Below are 14,372 nucleotides of genomic sequence, written 5' to 3'. Positions count from 1 at the left end.
GCGGGAATGACGGGAAGGAAGAGGGGATCACCCCTTGCGGATGATCCGCGCCGCCGCCGCGTGGAAGGCCGCGTCGGTTTCGGCCAGGGCGGCAACCGCGCCGTTGCGGTCGGCGGCGACGCTCATGCCGGTGGCGGTGTAGGACTGCGACACCCGGCGGGCCTCCTCGCCGCGCAGGGCGGCGTTGGCGGCGGCGGTCTCGTGCCACTGCGCCAGTTCGCCGGCGGTCAGCGGGTGGTCTTCCGCGGCGCTCGGGTGGTGCACGACGTCGCCGAAGCCGATGGCCACGAAGCCGTGGATCACGCCGTAGTCTTCTTCCGACAGCAGGAAGGTGATCTGACGCTCTTCCACCTGGCCGGTGTAGACGTCCTGGTCGGGGTCGAACTCGCGCAGCACCAGCACGTCGCCGACCTTGAATTCGCGGTCGTTGCGGCGGATCTCGAAGCGTTTCTTGCCCGAGCGCACGGCGGCGAAATACTGCGGCCAGGTCTTCAGTTCGTGACGGGTCATGGGAAGTCTTTGAATTTGCGCCGGGAAAGCGCCGAAAAAATCGAAGGCGAGGCTCTTAGAGCGCGTCGGCGGCGAGGAAAAGGCCGTTTGTGACGGTCCAGCGACGCCGTCGATACGAAAAGGCCGCCGCGACAGGGTCGCGACGGCCGTTCTTCTAGCAGAGGTGAAGCCGTTACGCCTCGACCATGTTCTTGGCGACGGCCGCCTCGCGCATGGACTTCTGCAGCTTCTCGAAGGCCCGGACCTCGATCTGGCGGACCCGTTCGCGGCTGACGCCGTACTGAGCGGCCAGGTCTTCCAGGGTGGTCGGGTCGTCCTTCAGGCGGCGCTCGGTGAGAATGTGGCGCTCGCGGTCGGTCAGCTCGACCATGGCCTCTTCCAGGAGGCTCATCCGCATGGACTTCTCCTGGTTCTCGGCGACCACGGTCTCCTGCGAAACCTGGTCGTCGTCGGCCAGCCAGTCCTGCCACTCGCTTTCGCCGTCGGTGCGCAGGGGCGCGTTCAGCGACGCGTCGGGACCGCCCAGGCGGCGGTTCATCGAGATGACTTCGCTGTCCAGCACGCCCAGCTTGGTGGCGATGTAGCTGACCTGGTCGGGGCGCAGGTCGCCGTCCTGGAAGGCGGCGATCTGGCTCTTGGCCTTGCGCAGGTTGAAGAACAGCTTCTTCTGCGCGGCGGTCGTGCCCATCTTCACCAGCGACCACGAACGCAGGATGTATTCCTGGATAGAGGCGCGGATCCACCACATGGCGTAGGTGGCCAGGCGGAAGCCCTTCTCGGGCTCGAACTTCTTGACCGCCTGCATCAGGCCGACATTGCCCTCGGAGATCACTTCCCCGATCGGCAGGCCGTAGCCGCGATAGCCCATGGCGATCTTGGCCACGAGGCGCAGGTGGCTGGTGACCATCTTGTGCGCGGCGTCGCTGTCCTGATGCTCTTTCCAGCGCTGGGCGAGCATGAACTCCTCGTCCTTCGCCAGCATCGGGAACTTGCGGATTTCGGTGAGGTAGCGCGACAGGCCGCCGTCCGGCGACATCACCGACAAGGAATTCACTGCCATGAGTTCAACATCCCCTGGGCCCGGAGCCAACGTGGCTCCTAAAGCCCACTTTCGAATGGGTGAGATAGGTACGGGTTGCGGCGAAGGTAAGGTCGATAACGCAATTGTAATGTCCGACACCGTGGCTCAGGTATTGGACATTTCGATGGCGGAATGAACGTTCATTCTCAAAAAAATGAACGATCATTCTCAAAATTGCAAGGGGGCGTTTGAAGGGGTGCCTGCTCCATAACAGCCCGTCATTCCCGCCCTTGTGGCGGGAAGCCCTCTGCCAGCCGCAAGGGTGGATGGGGCGGACTGCTCAGCAGTCCGCTTGCGCTTCACCTGCGAGCGGCTCCAGGGTTTCCCGCCACAAGGGCGGGAATGACGGGAAGAAAGGGGGCTGGTGGCGTAAGGCCATTACCCCGTCGGCGCGTCCAGTTCGGCGCGAACGCCGGGATTGTTGTCGTGATAGGCCAGGGCGCCGGCCAGCTGGCGGACCATGGCGTCCATCATCTTGCTGCCGAAGCCGACGCGGGGGCCCTGCTTGCCGCCGCCCTGGTCGGCGACCGAGATGCGCACGCGGCCGCCCTGTTCGACCAGGCCGATATCGATGCGACCCGGCCGGCCGCCATAGGCGTATTTCACCGCATTGATCACCAGTTCGGTGACCACCAGGCCGATGGTCACGGCCTTGTCGGTCGAGACCGTGGCCGGGGCGGCGTCGACGCGCAGCATCCGCGCCCACTCCTGGCCCAGGGATTCCACCAGCTCCTCGGCCAGCTCGACGAGGTAGCGGTCGAGCGACACCGTCTCCAGCTGGTCGCCACGATAGAGCCGGCGGTGGACCAGGCCTACGGCGGTCAGGCGGCGGCTGGCCTCTTCCAGCGGCGCGCGGGCGGCCGGATCCTCGATGGCCTTCATCTGGATGGTCAGGAAGCCGGCGGCCAGGGCCAGGCTGTTCTGGACCCTGTGATTCACCTCGCGCAGCAGGAAGTCCTTCTGCCGCAGCAGGTCGTCCTTGTCGTCCAGCGTGGCGCGCAGCTGGCTGTTCAGCTCTGCCGTGCGGCGGGCGCGGCGCAGGTCCAGCAGGTCCTGGCGCAGGCGCAGGGCCGCCTCGGTCTGCGAGGTGCTCCACGGGCGCGAGCGGCCGCGCACGGTTTCGCTCCAGGCGTCGAACGAGGCGCGCGGCGTCAGGGCGCCGTCGCCGCCGGCCGCCTTGGCGGTGCGGTAGGGATCGCCGGCCCAGCGCACGACCTCGACCTCTTCGGCGCGGGTCCACAGCACGGCCAGCAGCGGTGAGCGCTCGACCACCACGCCCATCAGGCCCGAGGCCCAGCTCTTGAAGGCGCTGGCGCCGGGGAACACGGCGGCGCTGCGGTCGGTGGCGATCACCCCGCCGGCGTCGACGTCCAGCAGCCAGTCGCGCAGCATGGCCAGGGCCGTGTGCGGCGGGGTCTTGCCGGCGGTCTCGATGCGGTCGTCGCGGAACAGGGCTACGCCGTCGGCGTCGCCCAGGGCGACCAGGTCGGGAACGTGCTCCTCCAGCGCCAGGTCGCCGATGTCGGACTGCGACAGCACCGAGGCCAGGTCGTCGCCCAGGGCGCGCAGGCGCAGCTTCTCGCGCCAGGTCTCGGCCTCTTCCTTGGCCTTGATCTGGCGGGCCAGGCCGCCGGCCAGGGCGCGGCAGGCGGCGCGGATCTCGTAGGGCAGCAGGCGCGGGCTGTTGTGGTGGCAGGCCACCAGGCCCCACAGGCGGCCGTCCTTGACGATCGACACCGAGGCCGAGGCGACGACGCCCATGTTGCGCAGGTACTGCAGGTGCACCGGCGAGACGCTGCGCAGGGCCAGGTCGCTCATGTCGAGCTGGCCGTCCGGCGCCGGCTCCAGCGGGGCGGGCGTGTAGGCCGAGTCCGGGATCACCCGGACCAGGTTGCGCACATAGAGGGCGCGGGCCTGCTTGGGGATGTCCGAGCCGGGGAAGCGGTGGTTTAGGAAGCTCTTCAGGTGCTGGGCGCGGTCTTCGCCGACCACCTCGCCGGCGTCGTCCTCGACCCCGAAGCGATAGATCATCACCCGGTCGAAGCCGGTCAGGCGGCGAAATTCCAGGGCCGCGCGGTCATACAGCGTCTTCAGGCCGGGGCAGCGCTCGAAGGCGGCGGCGGCGGCCTCCAGGTGGGTCAGGATCTGCGAGCCGGCCATCGGCCGCTCGAGGCCGGGCTCGATCTCCAGCAGCACGAGCTCGCCCTGCACCGTGGCGCTGAGGTCGAGGTTGCGGCCGTTCCGGTGCAGCACGCCGACGAAGCCGCCGGCCGGGCGCGAGTTGGAGATGGCGGCCACCTGGCCGGCCAGGTCGTCGCCGATCACGGCGCCGACCGCCTGGTCCAGCCAGGTCTCGACGCCCAGCAGGCCGGCCACGTCGCCGGCCGCGGCGCGCACGGTCAGGCCGTCGCGGTCCAGCGCCAGCAGCACGCCGTGCGGCTGGATGGCGCCGGGGATGTGGATGGGCTCGCGATCGCAGGCCTGGACCTGCTCGGGCGTCGGGACGGCCGTCATGCGCGGAGCCCGTCCAGCATGGGGGCGTGCGACGAGAATTCTGCGGTCACGGCGGCGGCTCCAGACGGCCTAGGCCGGTGCTTGACAGTACGTCGCATTGAACAGGCTGACCGTCGTCTTGTCGACATTTGGCGCACGAGAGCGCGAACAGGGCTTGTCTGCATCTTTGGAGAGCGTCACGGTCGCGCTTGTTCTTGGGAGACCCTCCGCATGACCGGTTTTCTTCTGCGCGCGCTGTTCGCGGGGCTGGGCCTGTGGCTGGCGTCGCGGATCGTGCCGGGGATCAGCGCCTCGGGCTGGCAGACCATCGCCATCGCCGCGGTGCTGCTGGGGGTCGTCAACGCGGTGGTGCGGCCGATCGTGGTGCTGCTGACCCTGCCGCTCACCCTGGTGACGCTGGGCCTGTTCCTGCTGGTGGTCAACGCCGCCATGCTGGGCCTTGTGGCCATGCTGCTGTCGGGGCTGGCCGTGCACGGCTTCTGGGCCGGGATTCTCGGGGCGATCGTGATCGGCGTGGTCAGCTGGCTCGGCCATCTGCTGCTGGGCGAGGGCGCCGAGCGGGAATGAGCCTGAAGCCCTAGCCGTCGGCGACCTGGATCCGCACGCGCACGCGGCCGTCCTCGCCGCGCGTGGCGACGCCGACGCCGCCATTGGCCGCGGCCCGGCGGGCGGCGACCTTTTCCTTCATGCCCTCGGGCCAGCGCGACACCTGGGCCAGGCGCACCTTGCGCGGCACGCGGGCGGCGGCCTTCAGCGGCAGGTCGTCGGCCTGCGCGAAGGTCTTGTCCATGAACAGGGCCGGGTTCAGCGGCCGGCCCTTGCGGCTGATCTCGAAATGCAGGTGCGAGCCGGTCGAGCGGCCGCTGTCGCCCACCAGGGCGATCGGCGTGCCCCGGCGCACGAAGACGCCCTTCTTCATGCCGAGATTGCGGCCCAGGTGCGCATAGAGCGTCGTGAAGCCGTCCTTGTGCCTGACCTCGACGAAGCGACCGTAGCCGGCGTCGACGCCGGTGCGCAGCACCACGCCGTCGGCGGCGACCTTCACCGCCGTGCCGGAGGGGGCGGCGATGTCGACGCCCTCGTGCAGGCGGCCGCCTTCTTCCCAGGGCAGCTGGCGCAGGCCGAAGGGCGAGGCGATGTCGCGACCGGGCAGGGGCGCGTCGAAGGCGTAGGCGGGCGGCGGCGGGGCCGGCGGCGCGGGTTCGGCGACGGCCTGGACGACGGGCGCGGCGCTGGGGGCCGGCGCCAGCAGGTCGGCCAGGGCGCGGGCGGCCGGCACGGAGGCCGCGGCCACGACGACGGCGAAGCCGATCGTCAGGGGCAGGGCGAAGCTTCGGGCGGGCGGGGCCTGGATGTCTGGCGCCAAGAACGGAACCTCGTGGATCGGTCATGTGCGAGGATCGCGAGCCGGGCGGTTCTAGGGGCTTGGCCTTTCGCGATCGTGAACGCGGCTCTTTGCCTGGGCGATCGGGCGGAAAGGCGGCAGCTGGGCTGTGGTGTTCGCCAGAGCTTGGCTGAGGGCTGTCGCGAATTCGTCAAACATTACGCAAAGTTTATAATATTAAATCCAGTCAATACTATGAATACGGAGTCATGAACGACACTTAACGGGACTCTTCAAGTATCGTTCAGTACACCTTTGTCCATGGAGGCGCGGCGGACGCGCCCTGGAACAGAGGGAAAATTCCAATGCGCAAGTTCATGATCAGCCTCACCTCGATCGCTACCCTGACCCTGGCGGCCGTGCCGCTGATCGGCCTGACCCAGGCGGCCCACGCCGCGCCGGTCACCGTTCGCGTCGGCGACCTGAACCTGGCCGACCCGGCCGACGCCGCCGAGTTCGAGACCCGCGCCGCCGACGCCACCAACCGCTTCTGCCGGGCCCGGGCCAACCACGAGCGCCTCGACCTGATGTCGCGTCGCGCCTGCACGATCGACGTCCGGGACGAGATCAACGAGAAGCTCTCGGACAAGCAGCGCCAGGCCCTGGCCTCGGCCGCCCGCGCGACCCCGGTGGCGGTGGCCGCTCGCTGAGCCCCGCATGCCGAACGATCCGCCGCGGAGGCCCCGGTGACGCCGGGGCCTTTGCTGGAGGACCCCGCTCCCCCAAGAGGGGAGGATTAAACGAAAAAGCCCCGGTCCTGCGACCGGGGCTTTCGCGTTTCTGGCGGGACAAGGCGGCTTCAGAGCCCCTTGACGATGCCTTCGACCATCTTCTTGGCGTCGGCGAACAGCATCATCGTGTTGTCCTTGAAGAACAGCTCGTTCTCGACCCCGGCGTAGCCCGACGACATGCCGCGCTTCACGAAGAGGACGGTGCGGGCCTTCTCGACGTCCAGGATCGGCATGCCGAAGATGGCGCTGGTCGGGTCGGTCTTGGCGGCCGGGTTCGTCACGTCGTTGGCCCCGATGACGAAGGCCACGTCGGCCGTCGAGAACTCCGAGTTGATGTCCTCCAGCTCGAAGACCTCGTCATAGGGGACGTTGGCCTCGGCCAGCAGCACGTTCATGTGGCCCGGCATGCGGCCGGCGACGGGGTGGATGGCGTATTTCACCTCCACGCCTTCTTCCTTCAGCTTGTCGGCCATTTCGCGCAGGGCGTGCTGGGCCTGGCTGACGGCCATGCCGTAGCCCGGGACGATGATCACCTTCGAAGCGTTCTTCATGATGAAGGCCGCGTCGTCGGCCGAACCCTGCTTGACCGGACGGCTCTCGACCTTGCCGCCGGGGCCCGCGGCCGCGGCGTCGGCGCCGAAGCCGCCCAGGATCACCGAGACGAACGAGCGGTTCATGCCCTTGCACATGATGTAGGACAGGATCGCGCCCGAGCTGCCGACCAGGGCGCCGGTGATGATCAGGGTGGTGTTCTCGAGCGTGAAGCCCAGAGCGGCGGCGGCCCAGCCCGAATAGCTGTTCAGCATCGACACCACGACCGGCATGTCGGCCCCGCCGATCGGGATGATCAGGGTGACGCCGATCAGCAGGCTCAGGGCGAAGATGCCCCAGAAGGCCCACTTGGCCTGGCCGCCGCTGATCACCAGCACCACCACCAGGGCGACGATGGCCAGGGCGATCACGATGTTCAGCAGGTGGCGGGCGGGCAGCAGGATCGGCGCGCCGCCCATGTTGCCGTTCAGCTTGGCGAAGGCGATGACCGAGCCGGTGAAGGTGATGGCGCCGATGGCCAGGCCCAGCGACAGCTCGATCAGGCTGTTGAGGTGGATGTGCCCGTCCTCGCCGACGATACCGTAGGCGGCGGGCGTGTAGATGGCGGCCACGGCGACCAGGCAGGCGGCCATGCCGACCAGCGAGTGGAAGGCGGCCACGAGCTGCGGCATCGAGGTCATGGCGACCTTGCGGGCGATGATCGCCCCCACCGCGCCGCCGACGGCGACGCCGCCGAGGATCAGGCCCAGGGTCACGATGTCGAGCGCGCCCTGGGTCCACAGGGTGGCCAGGGTGGTCGCCACGGCGATGGCCATGCCGATCATGCCGTTGCGGTTGCCGGTCTGGCTGGTCACCGGGCTGGACAGCCCGCGCAGCGCCAGGATGAAGAGCACGCCCGAGACGATGTAGAGGATGGCGGCGAGATTGGCGTTCATGATGTCATTTCCCCCAAGTGGCTCTGGCCGCTCACTTCTTTTCTTTCTTCTTGTACATGGCCAGCATCCGCTGGGTGACCAGGAAGCCGCCGAAGATGTTGACCGCCGCGAAGGCCGCGGCGAGCGCGCCGGCCCCCTTGGAGATCCACACCGAACCGGTGGCGGCCTCGCCCGCGCCGCCGTGGGCGGCCGCGGCGAGCAGCGCGCCGACGATGATCACCGACGAGATGGCGTTGGTCACGGCCATCAGCGGAGTGTGCAGGGCGGGCGTCACGCTCCAGACGACGTAGTAGCCGACGAAGATGGCGAGCACGAAGATCGCCAGGCGGAACACGGTGGGGTCGACGGCTTCCATGGGAGCCTCCCTTTCTATGCCGGTTAGGCGGTCTTCAGGTTCGGATGGACGATCTCGCCGCCGCGGGTCACCACGGCCGCCTTGAGGATCTCGTCCTCGAAGTCGGGCGCGAAGGCCCCTTCCTTGGTCAGGAACAGGGCCGACAGGGCGAGCAGGTTGCGCGAATAGAGCGCCGAGGCGTCGGCGGCGATGCGGCCGGGCAGGTTGGCGTGGCCGAGGATCTTGGCGCCGTTGGCGGTGACCACGGTCTCGTCCAGCCTGGCGCCTTCCACGTTGCCGCCCTGCTCGATGGCCAGGTCGACCAGGATCGAGCCGGCCTTCATCGACGCCACCTGGGCGGCGCTGACCAGCTTCGGCGCCGGACGGCCCGGGATCAGGGCGGTGGTGATGACGATGTCCTGCTTGGCGATGTGGCTGGAGACCAGCTCGGCCTGCTTGGCCTGGTACTCGGCCGACATCTCCTTGGCGTAGCCGCCGGCGGTCTGGGCGTTCTTGAACTCCTCGTCCTCGACGGCGAGGAACTTGGCGCCCAGGCTTTCGACCTGCTCCTTGGTGGCGGGGCGGACGTCGGTGGCGGTGACCACCGCGCCCAGGCGGCGGGCGGTGGCGATGGCCTGCAGGCCGGCGACGCCGACGCCCATGATGAACACCTTGGCCGCGGCGACGGTGCCGGCGGCGGTCATCATCATCGGCAGGGCCTTGCCATAGGCCTCGGCGCCTTCGATCACGGCGCGGTAGCCGGCGAGGTTGGCCTGGCTGGACAGCATGTCCATCACCTGGGCCCGCGTGATGCGCGGGATGAACTCCATGGCGATGGCGCTGGCGCCCGCCTTGGCCAGGGCGTTCAGCGTGTCCTTGTCCTGGTAGGGATTGAGGGCGGCCGCGACGATCGCGCCGCTCTTCAGGGCCGCGATCTCGGCGGCTTCGGGCGCGCGGACCTTGAACAGGACGTCGGCGTCCTTGATCGCGTCCTTGGCGGTCTTGGCCAGCTTGGCGCCGGCCGCTTCATAGTCGGCGTCGAGATAGGAGGCGGCCGTTCCGGCTCCGGCCTCGACCACCACCGAGAAGCCGGCGGCGGTCAGTTTCTTGACGGTCTCGGGCGTCGCGGCGACCCGTGTCTCGTTCGAGCGGGTCTCTTTCGTGACGGCGATGACGGCCATCGGCATACCTCCCCCGGGAGCGTTGTTCGCTCAAATAACTTGAGCCGCTCTTTAGGGGAGGTTCTTGCCTCTTGTCGAGAAATACCCGCGTGTCGGGCGCAAAAAATTGCCGATGTCCACCGGTGTCAATGAGCCGGGGCGGCCTTCTCGCGGAGCGCCAGGATTCCGACCACGGCCAGCACGACGGCCGTTCCGGCCGCGCCGATGAAGCCCGCGGGGGTGCAGAAGAGCAGGGTGATGAAGGTGAGCAGCACGGCGATGGCCAGCGAGCCCCACTTGGTCATCTTGCCGAACGCCGCATAGGTGGCGGCCTGTTCGTGGATGTCCATTTCCCCACGGTGGTAATCGGACGCTTGATTGGCCATCAGCCAGGCTCTCCTAGTTGTTTCCTCACAGCCGAAGTATAGCAACGCCGCGCGGCGCTCAAGCTGGGGCGGCGCGATGACGCACGCGGGGGAAGGCTTGAGAATCGTGTTCGTGGAAGTCGGCGCTTGCCCGCGTCCGGTGGGCGGGGCGAGGGTGCTCTACGACTACGCCAGCCGCCTCGCCGAGCGCGGCCACCAGGTCAGCATCGTCCATCCGGTCGCGCCCAGCCGCCCCGATCGCCTGCTGAAGCGGCTGCGGCTGAGGTCGCGCTGGCGGCGCTGGAAGCGCGACGGCAGCTGGTATCCGGCCTGGGCGACGATCTCGCCCAAGGTCGAGCTGATCTGGGCGCCGGACCTGTCGGCGCGCAGCGTGCCGGCCGGCGACGTCGTCGTGGCGGTGAACTGGAAGGTGGTGCGCGCGGTCGCCAACCTGCCCCCGCGCCACGGCGCCCGGGTGTTCTTCGCGATCCACTGGGACTTCGGCTACGTGCCGCAGGCCGACGTGGCCCCCCTGGCGGCGGCCTGGGCCGAGCCCATGCGACGCATCGTCATCGCCAAGGCGATCGAGGAGGAGGCGACCGCCCGCGGCTTCGCCGTCGAGCGAGCGCCGCTGGGGCTGGATTTCTGGAACTACGGCGTCGATGCGCCCCTGGACCGGCGCGATCCGTTCCGGGTGGCCCTGCTGCACCACACCTCGATCTACAAGGGCTTCGCCGACGCCATGGCGGCGCTGGAGCGGGTGCGCGAGCAGCGTCCCGAACTGGTGGTCGAGATGTTCGGCCCGGCCGCGCCGGACGACCTGCCCGACTGGGTCGTCTATCACGCCCAGCCGACCGACGCCGAGATCCGGGCGCTGTACAATCGCGCCGCGATCTTCCTGTCGGCCAGCCACAACGAGGGCTGGGGCCTGCCGCCGTGCGAGGCGGGGCTGTGCGGGGCGGCCCTGGCGATCACCGACAATCTCGGCCACCGGGAGTTCGGCGTCGACGGCGAGACCGCCCTGCTGAGCCCGATCCACGATCCGGCCGCCCTGGCGGCTAACGTCGTGCGGCTGATCGACGACGCGGCCCTGCGCGCGCGGCTCAACGCCGGCCTGCGTCAGGCGCTGGCGCGCTACGACTGGGACAGCGCGGTGGTGCGGCTGGAAAGCCTGCTGCGCGACGCCGCCGGCGTGCCGGCCTAGCTCAGCAGCGGGCGGGCCTGGGCCTCGACCAGGTCGGCGGGCACGTCGGCGATGGCCAGGCCCGGCGCGTCCAGGGCGTTCATGAAGCGCGAGTGCGCGAGCACCGGCCAGGGGCCGAAGATGCCCAGGGCCGGCGTGCCGACGGCGGCTGCCAGGTTCAGCGGCCCCGAATTGTTGCCGATCATCAGGTCCGAGCGGGCCATCAGGGCCGAGCCGACGTCGAGCTTGACGTCGCAGACATTGACCTGGCCCGGCGCTGCGTCCGGGCGGGCGATCTGGGCGTCCACGGCGGGGGCGTCGCCGAAGCCGCCCAGCCAGAAGCGCGTGCCGCCCAGGTCCGACAGGCGGCGGGCCAGCTCGCTCCAGCGCGCCAGCGGCCAGCAGCGGGCCGGCTCGTAGGAGCCGACGCCGAACACCACCCAGGGGCGGGGCAGGCCGGCGAAGCGGGCTTCGACCGTCTCCAGCGCCGAGGGCAGGGGGATCAGGGCCGGCTCGCGACTGGCGACCGCCAGGCCGTGAGCCTGCTCGAAGGCGGCCAGCTTCTCGATCCGGTGGGCCGGGCGCATGGCCTTGGGCAGGTAGGGGCCGTGGGTCAGCCAGCGCTGCTGGCCGTGGGCCATGCCGAAGCCGCGCCGCTCGGGCACGCCGGCCAGGGCCGCGCCGATGGCGGGGCGGTCGATCTTCTCGAGGATCCACACCGCGCGCGGCCGGCGGGCCCGGCACAGGGCGTAGAAGTCGGCGATCTCCTGCACGTCCTTCCAGGTTCCCGAGCGGTAGTCGAGATAGTCGATGGCGGTGATGCAGGTCTCCGCGCCCAGCAGGTCGCGGGCGCGGCTGGTCGGGCGGGCCGCCAGCAGCACAGTTTGCTCGGGAGTCTGGGCGGCGATAGCGCGCAGGGTCGGCAGGTGCCAGGTCAGGTCGCCCACGCCCCGGTCGGGCATGTAGACCATGACGAGGCCTTTGCCGGTCCCGGCCGAAACGGCGGGGTCCAGGTTCACGCCCAGGCCGCCAGCAGGCCGCGAAGTCCGGCGACGAAGGCCAGGGGTTGATCGAGCATCACGTGGTGGTCGGCGTCGGGAATGGGCAAGCGCAGAACGTCCTTGGGCATCTGCGCGACCATATAGTCCAAGGTCTCGGCGTGCATAAGCCCCGAGCGCTCGCCCCACATCAGGGCGGCCGGGCAGGCGATCTCGGTAAGCAATTGGCCAAGGTCCGGCATCGAGAACCGCTGCCAGATGGCCGGGTCGAACTTCCAGGTCCAGCCGCCCTCGACTTCCTTCAGCGAGCGGCGGGCGATGTGGTCGGCGATATAGAGGTTCTCGCAGGGCTGGGGCGGGGCCAGGCGGAAACGGGCCAGGGCCTCCTCCAGGGTCGGATAGACCTTGGTGCCGAAGCCCGAGCGCGGCGGCGGGCCCTTCCAGCGCTTTTCCGGCGGCTGGATGCTGGTGTCGACCAGGATCGCCCCGCGCAGGCGTTCGGGGTGGCGGGCGGCGCAATAGAGGGTGGGAAAGCCGCCGAACGAGTGGCCGACGAAGATCGGCTTCACCCCGCCGGCTTCGAGTTCCGCCGCCTCGACGGCGGCGAAGGCCTCGGCCGCGAAGGTCTCGGCGCTGTAGGCTTCGCGCCAGCCGCTGCTGCCCATGCCGGCCCAGGAGATGGCGGCGATCCGCCACTCCTTGGCGAAGGACGGGGCGATGAAGCTCCACCAGTCGGCGTGGGCGCCGTTGCCATGCAAAAAGAGCAGGCCCGGCTTGCCGATCTCGCCCCAGGTCAGAAGCTCGATGGGCGTTCCCAGCACGTCGATGGTCGAGCGTTCGGGCTGATGGGCGATCGCCGCCTCGAACCAGGCGGGAGCGGGCGGCGGCGCGCCGTGGAACGGGGCCAGCAGCGAGGCGGGAGCGTGGTCGTCGGCCATGGGCTCAGCCCTCCTCGCGGAAGGCGACCTCGCCGGGGCGGGGCTTGCGGGGGGAGAGCGCCTTGAAGATCCCGGTGCCGGTCATCAGGGTGCGTTCGCCGGTCCAGATGCGGCCGCGCACGGTGAAGACCAGGTCCTCCTCGGCCAGCAGCTCGCCCCGGCCCTCGACGAACTCGCCCAGCTGCGCGCCCGACAGGAAGTCGGTCATCAGCCGCACCGTCACCCAGCTGTAGGACTTCTGCAGCGAGATGATCCGGCCCCAGGCCATGTCGGCGAAGCTCATCAGCATGCCGCCGTGGCAGTTGCCCAGGCCGTTGGTGTGGTGCTCCTCGACCCGGAAACCCAGCGTGGCCTCGCCCGGCCCGTCGGCGCGCTCGTACAGCGGCCCGATCTGCCGGCCGAAACCGCGCGTCCAGTTCAGCTGGGCGTAGCCGTCGGGAATTGCGGCGCTCTGGGCCTCGGTCAGGTCGTCGGACATGGGGGAAGTCTAACGGTCGTTTGAATGTGGCGGCAAGCCCCTCTCCCTGTGGGAGAGGTGTCGACGAAGCCGACGGAGAGGGGAGTGGCGCGAAATCGGCCAGCTTCTCAGCGGCTGAAAACGTCCCCCGTCCGGCCCTCCGGGCCACCTCCCCCAGAGGGGGAGGATCTTGTTGGACGCGGGCTCGCTCTTCAAGATGCTCCCCCTCTGGGGGAGCTGTCGCGGAGCGACTGAGGGGGTCCTTCCTAGGCGTTCACGCTGCCGAACTTCCCGGCCTGATAGTCCTGGATCGCCTGGATGATCTCTTCCCGCGTCGTCATCACGAACGGCCCGTGGGAGACGACCGGTTCGCGGATCGGGTCGGCGTGACCCAGCAGCAGCACCGCGCCGTCCACGGACGAAAGGTCCAGCCCCTCGCCGTCGGTCAGCTCGACGAGGTTCGCCGCGCCCGCCGTTCGGTCGCCGATCACGATCGACCCGCGCACCACATAGAGGAACACCGCCCGCCCGGCCGGGATCGGCAGGGACAAAGCCGCGCCCGCCTCCAGCCGCACGATGCTCATGGCGACGCCGGTCAGGGACTCGATCGGCCCCGTCACGCCGTCGACCTCGCCCGAGATCAGCTCGATGGTCGCGCCGTCCTTCGCGATCTTGGGGATGTCCGGCGCCTGCAGGCCGACATAGTGCGGCTTGGTCATCTTCAGGCGGCTGGGCAGGTTGACCCACAGCTGCAGGATCTCCAGCGGCCCGCCGCTTTTCTTGAACGCCTCGGGCGACAGCTCGGCGTGCACCAGGCCGCTGCCGGCCGTCATCCACTGCACCCCGCCGGCGTCGATGACGCTCTCGTGGCCGCCGCTGTCCAGGTGCGACAGCTGGCCTTCGAGGATGAAGGTCACGGTCTCGAAGCCGCGATGAGGATGCGGCCCGAACGGCAGGCCGCGATTGCCCGGACGGTAGGTCTGCGGGCCGTGGTGATTGAGGAACAGGAACGGGTCCAGCTGCTCGATACCCGGACCGGGCAGGGGGCGGCGGGTCGAGAGGTCGCCGATGTCGTCGCGATAGGCCGCGTGCAGGCGGGCGATGGTGCGGGTGGTCATGCGAACTCCTTACTCCTCCCCCGTGAAACGGGGGAGGTGGCGCGGCGCTATCAGCGCCGTGACGGAGGGGGCGACCGCAAGCTCAGCGCCCAGTCTCGGGGGGGGGGGGGGG

15 protein-coding genes are annotated in these 14,372 nt (G+C 69.5%); 3 read left to right on the top strand and 12 right to left on the bottom strand.

The features are described from left to right. Nucleotides 1–27: 27 nt before the first annotated feature. The 3 genes from AC07N1_RS08660 to AC07N1_RS08650 form a co-directional block, all read right to left on the bottom strand. Nucleotides 28–510 (bottom strand): ASCH/PUA domain-containing protein, encoded by a 483-nt coding sequence (locus AC07N1_RS08660; protein WP_494671425.1) that lies wholly within the window; start codon nucleotides 508–510, stop codon nucleotides 28–30. A gap of 172 nt (nucleotides 511–682) precedes the next feature. Next, complete coding sequence (rpoH, locus tag AC07N1_RS08655; protein ID WP_494671424.1) at nucleotides 683–1,570, bottom strand: RNA polymerase sigma factor RpoH; 888 nt, start codon at nucleotides 1,568–1,570, stop codon at nucleotides 683–685. Nucleotides 1,571–1,969: 399 nt separating this feature from the next. Continuing rightward, nucleotides 1,970–4,105: a histidine kinase dimerization/phosphoacceptor domain -containing protein gene (locus tag AC07N1_RS08650; RefSeq protein WP_494671423.1), complete on the bottom strand. Its 2,136-nt coding sequence runs from the start codon at nucleotides 4,103–4,105 to the stop codon at nucleotides 1,970–1,972. 210 nt (nucleotides 4,106–4,315) lie between these two features. Here AC07N1_RS08650 and AC07N1_RS08645 point away from each other — a divergent pair, with 210 nt between their 5' ends. Continuing rightward, nucleotides 4,316–4,672 (top strand): phage holin family protein, encoded by a 357-nt coding sequence (locus AC07N1_RS08645; RefSeq protein ID WP_494671422.1) that lies wholly within the window; start codon nucleotides 4,316–4,318, stop codon nucleotides 4,670–4,672. A 10-nt stretch (nucleotides 4,673–4,682) separates the two neighbouring features. Here the strand turns inward: AC07N1_RS08645 and AC07N1_RS08640 are convergent, their stop codons facing one another. Beyond that, complete coding sequence (locus AC07N1_RS08640; protein ID WP_494671421.1) at nucleotides 4,683–5,471, bottom strand: M23 family metallopeptidase; 789 nt, start codon at nucleotides 5,469–5,471, stop codon at nucleotides 4,683–4,685. Between the two features lie 323 nt (nucleotides 5,472–5,794). Here AC07N1_RS08640 and AC07N1_RS08635 point away from each other — a divergent pair, with 323 nt between their 5' ends. Continuing rightward, nucleotides 5,795–6,139, top strand: a complete 345-nt coding sequence (locus tag AC07N1_RS08635) for a UrcA family protein (RefSeq protein WP_494671420.1) — start codon at nucleotides 5,795–5,797, stop codon at nucleotides 6,137–6,139. A 149-nt stretch (nucleotides 6,140–6,288) separates the two neighbouring features. Here AC07N1_RS08635 and AC07N1_RS08630 read toward each other — a convergent pair whose 3' ends face one another. The 4 genes from AC07N1_RS08630 to AC07N1_RS08615 all read right to left on the bottom strand — a co-directional run bounded on the left by AC07N1_RS08630 (nucleotide 6,289) and on the right by AC07N1_RS08615 (nucleotide 9,587). Beyond that, a complete protein-coding gene (locus tag AC07N1_RS08630) occupies nucleotides 6,289–7,707 on the bottom strand; it encodes an NAD(P)(+) transhydrogenase (Re/Si-specific) subunit beta (RefSeq protein ID WP_494671419.1) in 1,419 nt (472 codons plus the stop codon). A gap of 31 nt (nucleotides 7,708–7,738) precedes the next feature. Beyond that, nucleotides 7,739–8,062, bottom strand: a complete 324-nt coding sequence (locus AC07N1_RS08625; protein ID WP_487292028.1) for a proton-translocating transhydrogenase family protein — start codon at nucleotides 8,060–8,062, stop codon at nucleotides 7,739–7,741. A 23-nt stretch (nucleotides 8,063–8,085) separates the two neighbouring features. Further along, nucleotides 8,086–9,228, bottom strand: coding sequence for a Re/Si-specific NAD(P)(+) transhydrogenase subunit alpha (locus AC07N1_RS08620; protein WP_494671418.1), 1,143 nt, complete (start codon nucleotides 9,226–9,228; stop codon nucleotides 8,086–8,088). 119 nt (nucleotides 9,229–9,347) lie between these two features. Further along, nucleotides 9,348–9,587: an aa3-type cytochrome c oxidase subunit IV gene (locus AC07N1_RS08615; RefSeq protein ID WP_494671417.1), complete on the bottom strand. Its 240-nt coding sequence runs from the start codon at nucleotides 9,585–9,587 to the stop codon at nucleotides 9,348–9,350. Between the two features lie 106 nt (nucleotides 9,588–9,693). Here AC07N1_RS08615 and AC07N1_RS08610 point away from each other — a divergent pair, with 106 nt between their 5' ends. Then, on the top strand, nucleotides 9,694–10,770 hold the full coding sequence (locus tag AC07N1_RS08610; protein WP_494671546.1) for a glycosyltransferase family 4 protein: 1,077 nt from the start codon (nucleotides 9,694–9,696) through the stop codon (nucleotides 10,768–10,770). Here AC07N1_RS08610 and AC07N1_RS08605 read toward each other — a convergent pair. From AC07N1_RS08605 to AC07N1_RS08590, 4 genes are all read right to left on the bottom strand, one after another. After that, entirely contained in the window at nucleotides 10,767–11,768 is a 1,002-nt protein-coding gene (locus tag AC07N1_RS08605; RefSeq protein WP_494671416.1) for a glycosyltransferase family 9 protein, read from the bottom strand. The genes AC07N1_RS08610 and AC07N1_RS08605 overlap by 4 nt on opposite strands. Continuing rightward, nucleotides 11,765–12,685 carry an alpha/beta fold hydrolase gene (locus AC07N1_RS08600; RefSeq protein WP_494671415.1) on the bottom strand — a complete coding sequence of 307 codons (921 nt, stop codon included), beginning with the start codon at nucleotides 12,683–12,685 and terminating at the stop codon, nucleotides 11,765–11,767. Before AC07N1_RS08600 ends, AC07N1_RS08605 begins: the two co-directional genes overlap by 4 nt. Before the next feature lie 4 nt (nucleotides 12,686–12,689). Then, a complete protein-coding gene (locus tag AC07N1_RS08595; RefSeq protein ID WP_494671414.1) occupies nucleotides 12,690–13,163 on the bottom strand; it encodes a PaaI family thioesterase in 474 nt (157 codons plus the stop codon). 245 nt (nucleotides 13,164–13,408) lie between these two features. Next, nucleotides 13,409–14,260, bottom strand: a complete 852-nt coding sequence (locus AC07N1_RS08590) for a pirin family protein (protein ID WP_494671413.1) — start codon at nucleotides 14,258–14,260, stop codon at nucleotides 13,409–13,411. Nucleotides 14,261–14,372: the final 112 nt, after the last annotated feature.

Source organism: Caulobacter sp. GW821-FHT09B11, from assembly GCF_059418205.1.
Note: the sequence above shows the minus strand (reverse complement) of the source record. Positions and strands in the feature narration are given on the sequence as shown.